General features: G+C 45.8%; 13 protein-coding genes. 3 read left to right on the top strand and 10 right to left on the bottom strand.

What is annotated here, in order from left to right; translation table 11 throughout:
* Window positions 1-103 precede the first annotated feature (103 nt).
* The 3 genes from FJM51_RS26030 to FJM51_RS26040 form a co-directional block, all read right to left on the bottom strand.
* Entirely contained in the window at window positions 104-541 is a 438-nt protein-coding gene (locus FJM51_RS26030) for a plasmid mobilization protein (protein ID WP_025603960.1), read from the bottom strand.
* A gap of 762 nt (window positions 542-1,303) precedes the next feature.
* The gene (locus FJM51_RS26035; protein WP_140455303.1) at window positions 1,304-1,540 is read right to left on the bottom strand and encodes a hypothetical protein; all 237 of its coding nucleotides are present in this window, start codon (window positions 1,538-1,540) and stop codon (window positions 1,304-1,306) included.
* A gap of 392 nt (window positions 1,541-1,932) precedes the next feature.
* Window positions 1,933-3,276, bottom strand: coding sequence for a dihydrolipoyl dehydrogenase family protein (locus FJM51_RS26040; protein WP_140455304.1), 1,344 nt, complete (start codon window positions 3,274-3,276; stop codon window positions 1,933-1,935).
* A gap of 169 nt (window positions 3,277-3,445) precedes the next feature.
* Here FJM51_RS26040 and FJM51_RS26045 point away from each other — a divergent pair, with 169 nt between their 5' ends.
* The 3 genes from FJM51_RS26045 to FJM51_RS26055 are packed head-to-tail and all read left to right on the top strand — an operon-like array spanning window position 3,446 to window position 4,559.
* Entirely contained in the window at window positions 3,446-3,730 is a 285-nt protein-coding gene (locus FJM51_RS26045) for an ArsR/SmtB family transcription factor (RefSeq protein ID WP_210240314.1), read from the top strand.
* Between the two features lie 8 nt (window positions 3,731-3,738).
* The gene (gene merTP, locus FJM51_RS26050; protein WP_140455306.1) at window positions 3,739-4,350 is read left to right on the top strand and encodes a mercuric transport protein MerTP; all 612 of its coding nucleotides are present in this window, start codon (window positions 3,739-3,741) and stop codon (window positions 4,348-4,350) included.
* On the top strand, window positions 4,350-4,559 hold the full coding sequence (locus FJM51_RS26055) for a GDCCVxC domain-containing (seleno)protein (protein WP_036774895.1): 210 nt from the start codon (window positions 4,350-4,352) through the stop codon (window positions 4,557-4,559). The genes merTP and FJM51_RS26055 overlap by 1 nt, the downstream gene beginning before the upstream one ends.
* 381 nt (window positions 4,560-4,940) lie before the next feature.
* Here FJM51_RS26055 and FJM51_RS26060 read toward each other — a convergent pair whose 3' ends face one another.
* The 7 genes from FJM51_RS26060 to FJM51_RS26090 form a co-directional block, all read right to left on the bottom strand.
* Window positions 4,941-5,882, bottom strand: coding sequence for an ArdC family protein (locus FJM51_RS26060; protein ID WP_140455307.1), 942 nt, complete (start codon window positions 5,880-5,882; stop codon window positions 4,941-4,943).
* 244 nt (window positions 5,883-6,126) lie between these two features.
* Window positions 6,127-6,591, bottom strand: a complete 465-nt coding sequence (locus FJM51_RS26065; protein WP_025603952.1) for a JAB domain-containing protein — start codon at window positions 6,589-6,591, stop codon at window positions 6,127-6,129.
* Between the two features lie 1,054 nt (window positions 6,592-7,645).
* Complete coding sequence (locus FJM51_RS26070) at window positions 7,646-8,767, bottom strand: hypothetical protein (protein WP_140455308.1); 1,122 nt, start codon at window positions 8,765-8,767, stop codon at window positions 7,646-7,648.
* A gap of 308 nt (window positions 8,768-9,075) precedes the next feature.
* A complete protein-coding gene (locus tag FJM51_RS26075; RefSeq protein ID WP_140455309.1) occupies window positions 9,076-9,312 on the bottom strand; it encodes a hypothetical protein in 237 nt (78 codons plus the stop codon).
* Complete coding sequence (locus FJM51_RS26080; protein ID WP_140455310.1) at window positions 9,309-9,932, bottom strand: Fic/DOC family protein; 624 nt, start codon at window positions 9,930-9,932, stop codon at window positions 9,309-9,311. Before FJM51_RS26080 ends, FJM51_RS26075 begins: the two co-directional genes overlap by 4 nt.
* Window positions 9,932-10,342: a hypothetical protein gene (locus tag FJM51_RS26085; protein ID WP_140455311.1), complete on the bottom strand. Its 411-nt coding sequence runs from the start codon at window positions 10,340-10,342 to the stop codon at window positions 9,932-9,934. The genes FJM51_RS26080 and FJM51_RS26085 overlap by 1 nt, the downstream gene beginning before the upstream one ends.
* Window positions 10,343-11,696: 1,354 nt before the next feature.
* Window positions 11,697-12,881, bottom strand: coding sequence for a DUF3800 domain-containing protein (locus tag FJM51_RS26090; RefSeq protein WP_140455312.1), 1,185 nt, complete (start codon window positions 12,879-12,881; stop codon window positions 11,697-11,699).
* Window positions 12,882-12,908: the final 27 nt, after the last annotated feature.

The following is a 12,908-nucleotide window of genomic DNA, read 5'->3' on the forward strand; positions in this document are numbered from 1 at the left end:
ACTTATTAATTCTTACTTATTAATTCTTACTTATTAATTCTTACTTATTAATTCTTACTTATTAATTCTTACTTATTAATTCTTACTTATTAAATAATAAATATTATTTAAACTTCTTGAACCTTGCAGCAGCAATCCGAAGAAAAGAGCGAAGCGCCTTGACCAATTCTTTTTCTATGATACTAAACTCTATCATGTGTCTGTTAAAATCGGCAAGAAACTGCATGTTTATCATATTGTTTGCCTTCAGGTAATTGACATACCTGGCTACCTGATTGATATTGTTACCGACCCTGCTGATCTCTGGGCCGAGCCTATCCAACACCGCGATTAACTCTTTAGGATTAGCAATAAAATCGTCAGGCTGCGCCAGCGCCTTCTTCCGCAGGTAAACAGACAATGATTCATGCCCTGCAGCCGTCATCTCAGCCTCCAGTCGCCTGTATTCGCTATCGGAAAAGGTCAGCTTTACTTGCCTGGCTCTCTTTAATTCAGGCGATAGTTTTGGACGCCCTCCCTTTGCTTTCTTAATATCTTCCATACATTCTTTGCTCAATAAAAGACACGAGTTGCGAGTGGATTTCCCCCTTGCTGATAGCTACGCTGAAAGCAAGGCAAGAGGTTTTGAGGGACTCAAAACACATCTTGCAATACAAAGCCCACCACACACCAAAAGAAAGAATTCTAGGCAAATAATACAAGGAGAAGGGGCTAGGAAGGGATAGGATTCCAAAGATGGAGCATTGGTTAAGCTGGAAAGAAGCAGGGGTGCATGGATGATAACTACTCACTACAAGAAAAAGCACCAGGTGCTAAATTCAGCGGCAAAACACTTATTAACTATTGTATGTTATTTAAAATTTAATAAGCAATAATAATTATTATTTACGGCTATTAATATTTGTCATTTTAAGGCAAGCAGCTTAATAGCCAAGTTAATGGTTTGAGACGAAAAGCAGAAAGAGTCAGAGAAGGGTAGACAGGTCAATAGGGGAGAGGTAAGGTTCCAGAAGCCTTCGGCTCTTAAAAGCCCGCACGTGGCAAATACTACTATCGCTATTACATGAACTTATCCAAACCTCTGCAAAAAAATCACCCATGTAGTATAGGCATACCTTGTACTCTCCATCAAGGCGGTTTGAAAGAAACTGCCCCTCATCCCATACCGCCTGTGCCCTGTCATTAAGTGAAAGAATACTATTGAACTCATATAGATTCATAGGAGAACAAGCTAGAAGTTGATTAAAAGAATAGAAGGCAATGTAAAGCTTAGCATCTTGTGCTTTGTGAAGCTATCATTTAGTTATCCTTCAGCAGGTACCGATTTCTTGATCGTTTCGTGAAGTAAGGCAAAGAGCTTGATCGCATCTACATCCAGTAGTACCGCCAGGTCCAGCACCTCACTTACGCGGAAGGAACGGGGATCGTCAATCTTGTTTCGCAGTCGCTGGTTGTTTACACCTAGTGCTTTGGCCACGGGAGTATATGGCACGATATCAAACAGCTCAGAAAGGGAAGTCAGCTGCTCATTCTCGAGCATACGCTTACCTAACTCAAACTTAGGGCTCTTATCTTCAATTTGCATTGTCCTATAACTAACGAATACTAGTGGTTTATTTTAAGATAAAACATCTAAGGATAGATGCCTACAAATATATACGTAACATATACAATTTGATACTAAAAGTATTTGATAAGTTTATCGTCTATTCTTCTTGTACTTGTTCCTCAAGAGCAATAAAGACAACAGTAGTAGGAGGGAGGAAGATTTGATGTTTTTGCAAGCTACAAGTGCTTTCAGAAAGTAGCTGCAGTGTCCGTCAAGTCATTGATAAGATCGGAGCATTGGGGCACAGAAAAACAAGCATATTTAGATAGAGTAAAGGTACAGATTCTCTAAGCTGCTTTATGTTCAATAAAGATGAAAGAGTGCTATGCCATGTAGCTTACATCTGACGCCATGGTAGGGTAACTGAAAAGAAAGCTTTTCAGGTCTCTTGCCTTCATCCCTGCTTTCATAGCCAAAGCAAAAATATTGATCGTCTCCTCCGCGAGCGGACCCACCAAGTGCGCACCAAGTATGCTTCCGTCACTCTTACTAACCAGCACCTTATAGGCATAGGCAGGGGCGCGGTGCCTCCTCCCGTTAAACCACTTCCTGGCGTCCAGGGAGTTTACGCTGTAATCCAGCCCCTGTTCCTCCGCCTGCTTTTCAGTAAACCCCACCGATGCCAGTGACGGAATGGTGAAGACCACCGTGGGAATCTCCGGGTAGTTTACTTTTTTGCTGTTGCCCTTGATGATGTTCGCTGCCAGAAAGTGCCCCTCGTAGACAGCCACTGGCGTTAAGGGCAAGCCTTCTGTGTCGGCCACGTCTCCAGCCGCGTACACGCGGGGATTAGAGGTGCTTTGCAAGTACTCGTTCACCTCAATGCCCTTCCTGCCGTGCACTACATTACCCTTCTCCAGGTTCAGCTGGCCCACCTCCGGCACACGGCCAATGGTGCTTACCACCAGCCCTGTTTCAAGCGTTCCCCTGCCTGCCTCGCCTTCCAAACTGACTTCATACTCGCTGCCCTGCTGCGTGATGCGCTTTGCCTGGCAGTTAAGCCTTATGTCAATGCCTGCCTCTCTGGACACACGCACCAGCTCGTCCACCATGTCCTGCTCAAAGTGCTTCAGGGGGCGGGGGCCGTGCTCTATGATGGTGACGCTGGCCCCGGCGCGTGCGGCAAGGTGGGCAAACTCAAAAGAGATGTAGCCGCCGCCCAAAAAGGTGATGTGCTTTGGCAGTTGTGTAAGGTTGAAGAAATCGTCGCTGGTGATGGCATGCGCTGCCCCCGGCATGTCCAGCTCCCTTGGGCGTGCACCGGTAACCACCACTATCTTTTCAGCGGCAATAGCCTGCTGGCCAACCTGCAGGGTAGCTTCATCCAAAAAGGAGACAGGGGCATGGTAGGTGTCTATGCCTGCTTTCTCAAAACCCTTCTCCATGTTCTCCGGCACAGGGTCTGTGAAAGTGTCCTTGAAGGCCATCAGCTCGCCCCAGTCTATTTTCACCTCTCCGGAGAGGCCTTTGCCAAGATGCAACTGCACCTGCTCCTGCAGGCTGGCACCGTCAATGAGGACTTTTTTAGGGTCACAGCCCCGCAGAGCGCAGGTTCCTCCATAAGGACGGAGGTCGGAGATGGCGGTCTTCAGCCCAGCTTTCGCGCACTTTTTGGCCACAGCGGCACCGGCCATCCCGGCACCGATCACAAACACATCGTATTTCATAGCAAGTTCGTATTGTCAAGTATTATTTAAGTATTTGCTTAAATACTTTTATGTTTGTAATTTTGTTGTATAAATATTTGAAATGAGAGAAGATAAAACATGTATCCGGGTATATGCCGATGAGCACCGGCTGAAGCTGTGCGCTGAGAAGCTGGATTCTGCAGGGACCATGATTCAGACGCTGAGCCAGGTGCTGAGTCTGGCTGGCAGCGAGACGAGGCTGAGGATCCTCTACCTGCTGGAGGAGGAGGGGGAGCTGTGCGTGTGCGACCTAAGCGACGTGCTGCAGATGACCATGCCCGCCGTGTCGCAGCAGCTGCGCAAGCTTAAGGACGGCGGCATCATCCAGAGCAAAAAAGTGGGGCAAACGATCTTTTACTCCCTGAAGCAGGAACACCTGGAAATCGTAAAGCCCCTTTTCAAGCATATTAGCAGTAAGTTAGAACAAGCATAATCCCTATCATGAGAACATCCCCGACAAGACTGTTAGGAACCGGCCTGCTGACGGCCCTTCTTGCATCGCTCTGCTGCATCGCTCCCTTACTGGCCCTGGTAGGCGGCGTCACCGGTGCCATCTCCGCCTTTGGATGGGTGGAGCCTTTCAGGCCTTACCTGGCAGGCGTTACCGTGGCCGTGCTGGCTTTGGCCTGGTACCAGCGGCTAAAGGCAGGAAAATCAGCTGCTGCCTGTGCATGTGAGGGGGAGGCGAGCCCTACTTTTTGGAAATCAAACAAATTCCTGCTGGCCGTAAGCTGCGTGGCACTGCTCCTGCTGGCCTTCCCTGAGTATGCGGGAGCCTTCTACAGGCAACAACCCGTTGCCAAAGCTGCCAGCGTGCAGACGGACTTCACGCAGTCGGTAAAGCTGCAGGTTAAGGGCATGACCTGTACGGGCTGTGAGGCGCATGTGAACCAGGAAATAGGTAAGCTGGCAGGTGTCTTCAGCGTGAGCACCTCCTACGAGAAAGGCAATGCCATTATCAAATATGACAGCACAAAGGTAAAGCCCATGCAGATCCTGCAGGCGGCGAAGAAAACAGGCTACACTGTGGCCATAGAGGATAAGAAGCCATGATGGATAAGACGAAGACAGCCTCCGTGCTTACTTGCCCGGAGTGCGGGCACAGGAAAGAGGAGCAGATGCCAACGGATGCCTGCCAGTATTTCTACGAGTGCGAGCAATGCCGCACCGTACTGAAACCCAAGTCAGGAGACTGCTGCGTGTACTGCTCTTATGGCACAGTGGCGTGCCCGCCCATCCAGCAGAACAAGAGCTGCTGCTGACCTTTGCAGCCGATAGGTTCAAATAACACACCCCGGTGAGTTGCTTTCCGGTGGAGAAGCCGTAAACCCTGGCATTCCCAAAAAAGCCATATAATTCGCTCAATTTTTAGGCCTCTGTTCTGCCCAACCAAGGCACTTTCTCTCATAACTGCTTATATGTTAAAAAAGATAACTTCTAAGAAATATTAAATGTAGCAGCTCTAGAATTAGTAGTTACCTGAACACATCATTACACTTCACCTAAAGTTAATACACCAAAAGAACCCCGCCGAAGGCGGGTCGCCATGGCAGAATTTCGACTTTCAAATCTCCCCAGTTAACCCCATCAGTATTAAAATGAAAGATCTTGCCTGATGTTACCAGACAAGATCTTTCAAAGGACTATGCTGCCATAGTTGTTGCTTCTGCCCCCAGGTTACTATCTGCCTGTAGGTTCAGGATATAGCTGGCCGCTTTAAAAGCCTTTGTGCTTGCATAGATAATCATGGTCTTGTCATCTTTGAATTTCTTCGCCCATCCCTGCAGGTAGGCCACCGAGTTCTCAAAAACCTCCGCTTTGATACCTGCAAAGGCGTTGAGGAAACTTGCTCCCATCTCGGCTATCAGCTCCTCCTTAGAGTAATTTATGTCCCCAAACCGGGCCGCCTTCGCTTCATCGGCGAAACGGTTAAGCCTGGTTTGATGGCCTGTAGAGTGAATCAGTTCGTGAAACAAAGTCGCGTGATAAGCCTGAGAGGAAACAAAGCTGCTCAGCTCCGGCATCTGTACCGTATCATTAAAAGGCGCATAGTAGGCCTGGGAGCCGCCGTGCAGAACGTTCGGGCGTGGCATAGGGTATTGATCCACCACCTCCTGACAAGCCTCTATTACCTGCAGATCGGTACGCTCATGAACAGAAGGGAGGGTAAACTCTATTCCTTCCACCTGATCAATGTTAAATACAGTCCAAATAAAAGGGACAAACCTTCTCTGATACACCTCCTCTGTCTCTCCTGCAGTGCCATTACCCTCCCTAGTATCACTTTTGGCGTAAACTTTCCAGTAGATGATCTGCGTTCCTTTCTCTCCCTTCTTTACATATCCCCCCAGCTCTTTAGCCTGTTTATAGGTAAGAAAATAGGGCGTCCTAAAGCTTTTTTTATCAGTCAGGTAGTTCAGAAAGAAAGCATTGAAGCCTTCATAATAGCGGCCAGATACATAGTTTTTAGGCAATCCGTAAGATGTCCATGGCTTTCTCCAGAATACCTGGCCTTGTTCTAATTGCTCGATGACCTCATTTGTTACCTGATCTGCCAGTTGAATGAATTTTTGATAAGCGTTCATAACTTTTAGCTTTAGAAGGTTAAACAAAACTTATATCAATATATACGTAATGTATACATTTAGTTACATTTAGTATATTTAATTTATCCGCAAAATAGAGCTTTTATTTCCCCTTATGTTAGCGCTAAATTGCTTGTGTGGTATTGTAGAACAGGCATTACTACAGAAAGAAAAAAAGAAAACCCGCCGTCAGGCGGGCCGCTACGGTTGGTTTACAGCCGAGATTTGAAGGAGTAAGGGACTTTTATAAAAGTCCCTCGTCTGCAAAAGAATAATAACCCTCATTGGTAAGGATGATGTGATCCAGAACAGCAATATCAAGTAAGTTACCGCCCTCCTTCACCTTTTTAGTAAGGCTAATATCTGCACTGCTAGGCTTTAAGTTGCCCGATGGGTGATTATGAGCTAAAACGATCCCACTGGCATTGGCTTTGAGCGCAGCAACAAAGATAAGTTTGGGATCTGCCACCGTACCGGCCACGCCACCGGTAGAAACCTCAAATATTCCCAGCACTTTGTTTGCCCTGCTTAATAACATAACCTTAAATTGCTCGCGGAACTGTATGCTGCCCTCATCCCATAGCTGTAGGAAGAAAGTGTAACTGTCTTTAGAACTCGTAATCTGCGGGCGCTCGGAGGGCTTCACCTGGGGATGGTAGCTGAGCTTTACCTCTGCAATCTGGCTGACGGTTGTTGAAGTCTGTTCCATACACACAAAATTTAAAGGGGTTAATATAAAAGATATATTGATATATACGATGCGTATATAAAAAGTTACATTATGTATGTATTATTTTTATGCTTTTATCTTATTTTTCCCGGCCCTGTATAGGAATCTTTAGACTTCATAGCTAGTTATTAAAGCACTGGTCATATTTTAGCTGTTTTTGTGAAGAAGTTGTGTAATTTTCGCAGCGCAAGTCTCTTTCTCTTCCCTTTTGTTAAATCTTTATTGTTCACGAACCCCTCCGACATTTCAATTTACTATTTATAAGGAAGTATATAGAAGTATATATATTTAGTGGCAATACTTGAACGGCTGTACGGAATAGAGCCAATGGGGTGCATTGTGGGTGTGGCAATACTTGAATGACCTATTGCTACTGAGGCAATACTTGAACAGCTTTGGAGAAGCGTGGCAATACTTGAATGGCTTGAGGCAATACTTGAGTAGGTAAAACAGCTATTGTTGAGGGGAATAGCCAATTTGTGGCGATACTTGAACGACTTGAGACAATACTTGAATGGATTGTGGCAGTACTTGAACGGCTCCGGCTACTGAGGCAATACATGAACGGCTCTGACAGAGTGAGGCAATACTTGAATAGCAAATATCCTCTTGGCTCAAGAAGGCATCCATAAGGGAAAATATCGATGCGATACATTAAACCTGCCGCTTCATATGGCTTGCAGTAACGCAACCTGTCAAGAGACCCTCAGAAAGAACGCTTGTGGCATGCTGGAGACATCCGCTAGGAGTTTCTAGCTTTATTCAAGTGCCTTCGTTAAGTTTCTGTACAGTAGAGACAAATCGTTCCTGCGCATAATGTCGATCCTCTCCACATTGCACGTTATAGAAGAATTGGCTGCTCAGCTTGTCATACACTATTTCGGTGACTCTACCTTTTTGGTCACCTAATCCTGTGAACGTACCGCTTACTTCTACATCTTCTCCAAGTTTGTATTTTGCAAAAGTCATATCTCATCCATATATTAGATTGGCTCTTTATGTCTTGTATGCGTGGCAATACTTGAATAGCGTTCTAATTATCGTCGGAGAACAGACCTCCCCGAATAAGCTTTTTCGCCATTGCCAGTGTGATATCCTTGTTGTGCACCTTAAAGTATGCTTTACAAAGCTCATTTGCCTTGTGCGTCAGGTCTGCGTCCGAATTAGTCAGCCAACGCTGAAAAGTATCTTTCTCTCCTGTGATCTGGACATGATTCCCATATGTATGGTGGAAAAGATCCCGCATACGCTCCAGCAGAGCAATGTAAAAGTTATGATCCTCCTTCGCCTCCATCACCTCGTGGTATACGGAGAAGTCCAGACTAACCCAGTAGAGCTCTTGGTACTTTTTCGTTGGATCCCCCTGAACAAAGGTATAGTCGAAAGGCAGCTTTCCCTTCTCCCGAATGTAGTCCAGCACCCTCTTCACACTTTTCTTCTTGAACCGAGGTTCCTCTGACTCAATATGGGCAACCGAGGCCAACAGATCTATAGGCAACTTTGTGATGCGTTTACCCGAACTAAGCAGCTGGTGACGCGTCTTGTAAAGGAAAATGTACAGGCTCTTACGCCCGTCGCCGCCGCGCCCTTTTCCTACATGCTTGTAGCCGTTGGTGTCAATGGTATAGTACCTGCGAAAAAACCCTTCCATCAACTCATCCGATATTCGGACATCGTAAATCTTGATGGTGTTGGTATGTCTGTCGATACTAACCTTGATATCCTTGAGAATGGCAAAGTTCTTTAGCTCTATCACCTTATCCTGATGCTTATATTCGTAGGAGCGAGAGAAGATGATGTTATTGCTCAGCATGTGGAATAGGGCATAGTCAAAGGTTGTCTCAAACCTGTGACCGAAATATTCCGGCACTTCCGCTTTGGGGTTATTTTTGAACTTGGGGTGCACCTCACATAAGGTCTGCTTGTTACGCCCAGTCTCTTTGCAGAACTCTGAAAGCGTGAACCTCGTGAACCCGAAAAGATCCTTTTTCATCTTCCTCGAAATGAAGACGATGAAATCTTTCACAATACCGGCATCCTCATCAAAAGACTTCTCAATGTCTCTGATGTTATCGGCTACGCTCCTGTCAATCCTACTCAGGAAGTAGGTTGGATCGCTTAAAAAGGTCTCAGAGGGTTTGTTCTCGTGTTGCATAGATTACATATTTAAAGGCACATGCACGGAACGGTCGGTAGCCTCCTTCACAACCGCAGCAGATCCCAAAAGCAAGGCAACCTCATGCCCATCAAAGTTAATAAGAGTGGGCCTCCCTGAGGCCAGTGCCTGCCCCAGGCTCTCCTTTGATACAGGAGTGCTTAGTCTAAAATCCTTCTCATTCAGGAAGCCTCTTAGCCATTGGTACAGCTCTCCCTCGTCTTTACAGGAAACTGGGTTAATGATAATCCTCGGGTGACTTAGCTTTATAAAGCCTACAATGTACATAATATAATAGATTTATAGTGTCAATCTTTTTCAATGCGGACACTGTACCCAATTTTCTGGAGCGTTTCCTGAGCCTTGATAAGCCTGGCCAGGAAGGTTTGCCTATAGCTTCCCTTCCCACGGCCAACGCCTTCATCCAGCTCGGCCAACTTCTCCCAGGTTAGGTTTGTCTCCTTAAACATAGCCTTCACCTCTGCGCTGATGTGGGTCTTAGGATCACACGCTGCGCATGTCTCGCCTTGGTTGTTCTCACTCATAGTTTGAACCTGATAAATTGCTTATTTGATAACTCAACAGGCTCAAGGGCCTCCTTAAACAGCGGGTAAAAAGGGGAGGGACCTTTGTTTCCTGCAGCAAAAGAAGCTTGCTCAGCCTGTTGGTACTGCTGCGCCGAAACCTTGAGCCAGTCTATTTCATACCCCGCCTGTCGGGACAAAAGGGAAAAGAAAACCTTTAGTGTTCTGGTGTTTCCCTCACGGAAGGGGTGAATGGCATTCAGCTCCTCAAAAAAATAAGATCCCTTCAATAGGAACTGCTCCCTGGCCAGTCCCTTTAAATACCCCGCTGCCTTCAGCTCCTGGAGTAAGTGGTTGGCATAGGGCTCAATCATACGTGGCGCGGCATGTACGGCATTGCCTTTGGAGATCATCACACTCCGGAGCTCCCCTGCCCAAGGGTAGACGGAGCCAAATGTTTCCTTGTGGATCAGCTGCCAAAGCGTTAAATCAAACTTTAGCTGGCTGGGCAGTTCATCAGGCAAAGCCAGCACGTTATGTCTCCAGTGGGTAAGCTCTAATTTGCTTAGCTTAGCTGCGTCCCTGATGTCAAAATGATTGATCAGCACACTGGTGCCGGGATAGCAGTACCTGTCGTTCATTACAGATACTTTAAGTTGAATACCTGAGTCATCTCCTCAGGCGTGATTTGCCCGTTGATATACAGTTCGTCCAGCACCTTGTTGAGCTCCTCCTCCTCGTAGCCCTCGCAGGCAGCTATGTGGTTTGTCTGCCCGAGTTGCTCTCTCCGTTCCTGGCGAACCATTTCCGATACCACAGGCCTGTCTCTGTACTGAGATAAAAGCTGCTGTACTTTCTGCTCCCTGACCTCCTGCTGCACTGTCTCCAGACTTCTGATCAGTCCGTTGAAGTACTCAGCTATAGTTCTGTGATTGCGTTGGTTCGTGGCTTCTATGGCTTTGATGAAGTACATATCGTCCACGTTGCTCTGGTCATAGTTTTCCAGTATGATCGTGGTCCCGTTCTGTAAAATGCCTTTTACTCTGTTCATGCTGTCTCAAGGTAATGCCTGTATTGGTATACGAAATAGGCTTAGCAAATGTAACAATATATCGTTACATTTGCTAATAAAAACTAGCTTTTCTTCTGTTTCCTCCTATATTATCACAAAACCGTTAATCACCAACATATCTAGATCCAAAGTCATCTATGGCAAGAAGCAGTTCATCAAAAGAGGCTCCATGGTTATGTAAAAAAGTTGATGTAAGCTAAAGATAGCGGTATATTATTCTGTTGTTAAATCTAACAGTGATACCATGAACTGTAATTGCATTAGGGAAATCAAAGAGCAGGTAGAGCGGGAACTTACTATGAAAGGCAAGAAAGTTGTGAGGGTGACAGTGCCAACGGAACTTCTCATATGTGAGAATCAGAGAGGGGCACAAGAAGTCAAGGCGGTGACTTTCTCAGAGTTGCACGTTCAGCTTAAGGAGTTAGAACGACATCAGAAATCAATTTTTATACATAGCTATTGTCCGTATTGTGGCACCAAAGTTCTGTGATACGGGATATGCCAGAGATAGCGCTAGACAAAAGTACCTTACCCAAAGATGGACAGCATGTCAAGTGGCTGGTATGGATAAATGACGTAGAGGCTATCTGGAAAGAAGGGGAGTATCTTGCAAAAGAGCAGCTGTTCATCAGAGGGCCATTTAATGGAAGTTACAGTTCATTATTAACTATAAGCGATGAAGACTTCGATTCCGCTTGGCACGTGCTGAGGTGGGAGGCTGTGAACAGCAGCATCACAGTGCAAGGGAAGTAAGAAATATTTCCAAGGGAGGTTTATGATCGTTAGTGTGTCCCTTAATTCAAAGCAATAAAATCTACCACTGCATAATAGCGCCCTTGCGTTTTTGCCAGGATACTATAGGGAGACACTTTTTTTCTCAAGGAACTATAAAATCACATACCCAAAGAGTTGATCAATGTTCTGTGGGTCCGCCAGACTAACTTTAAAATAGCGTTTATTGAGTTCATACTAATAAAATTGCTTGATACAGTCATTAAAAGGCTGTCAGACTTGATAGCTAAGCCTTTTTGTCAAACCGCACAGCTTCCAGAAATAAGGCGAAGAAAGTCTTTCTCATAACAGGAGGAAATCATTGCACCAATAAATCTTAATGTATTATTATGCCAATGGCATTATACATTATAGTCAAGTATCTGAATAACAGAAATAAACAATACTTATAATATAAGAGTTAACATTTAATAGCTAATACATAATAATTATTATTCATTACGTATTAAATGTTAATTATGTGGTTAGTCTCTAATCTGGATGATAGTCACTGAACATAAGTAATTATATTATATGAGCCTTATCTAAACGAAAGAGTTCGCTAAGCTTCTATCGATGAAGCATGCTTCTCCTTATCCAGTGTTTTGATCAACTCATGCAAAAGTGAATAAGCGGTGTTAGTTTGAAGCAGGTCCACCTCCTGCACACTGTTCACCATCAACTTGCGGTTACAGATATTGATGCGGTTAAGCATCGGAACAATGCTGTTGAGGTAGCGGTTATAGAAGCCAGCAATATCTTCCACGCCGTCAGGAAGCTTATAGCCTGACTTACCTTGGATACTTGCGATTAGCACCCCGTTGTCGCGCAGGTGTTGGACACAAACCCGCAGCTGCTGCTCCGAAAAGGCCGGAAATCTCTTTTTCATCTTTTCGATGATTTCCCGTTTCTCGATGAGGCGGTCAGGAGCGGTGCGGAACATCAGGTACAGGTACTGCAACACGGCAAGCGCCTCCTCCGAAAGGCTGTTTCTGCCAGAGAGTGCCTCTTGTGCGGACTCCGAGGCTATTCTTCGTATAAGGTGGTTCTTCTGCCGGTCTTCGGGTGTAGGGGAGAGGAGATAGTCTGTTCTTTCAAAAGGGAAAAAATCAATGAACGTACGGTCGTGCAGCAGATCGAACAGGGCGGATGCCTTTTCGTGGCTGTGACTGGTGCAGTAAATCTTGCCCAGGCAGCCAGAAAGAAAATCTGCCAGCTGCACCAGGGGCTCCTCTGCCTTATCCTCCACCAGGCGGTAAGAGCGCTCCGGCGTAAACAGATCCCGCTGGATAACCTTAGTTTCAATGTAATGGTGCAGGCTGCGCCGAAACTCTGGCCAGCCAAGCTGATCGGCATGAATCGAGAAAGCAGTGAAGTTTTTGGGAAACTGCTTGAGAAAGATTCTGTTGAAGTATTTATAGAACACATCATTATGATCAAAACCTGCTCCCTCCAGCTTGCTCTTGTTGATGACCATCCCCAGCACCACGAAGTCCAACTGGCGCAGCTCCCTTAATACCTCCAATCTTTTCCGGAAGCCCTTCTCATCATTGGGGATACGGCTGGACTTGATGGGTTGGCCTTGGAAGAAGCGTTGGCTGATCGTATCCCTTAGCAACTGGGCCTGCTCCAGCTTTTTCTCATCCAGGAGAACAGCTGTCAGAACAAAATGGGAGAAGGTACCGGCTTTATCCAGGTTTAGGCTGGCGTTTCCGAATTCATCCAGAAAAATATGTACATGTTGCATAGGAGGAGTATAGAGTGATAACTCTTA

Origin of the sequence: Amaricoccus solimangrovi, from assembly GCF_006385685.1 — a bacterium.
Taxonomy (GTDB): domain Bacteria; phylum Pseudomonadota; class Alphaproteobacteria; order Rhodobacterales; family Rhodobacteraceae; genus Amaricoccus; species Amaricoccus solimangrovi.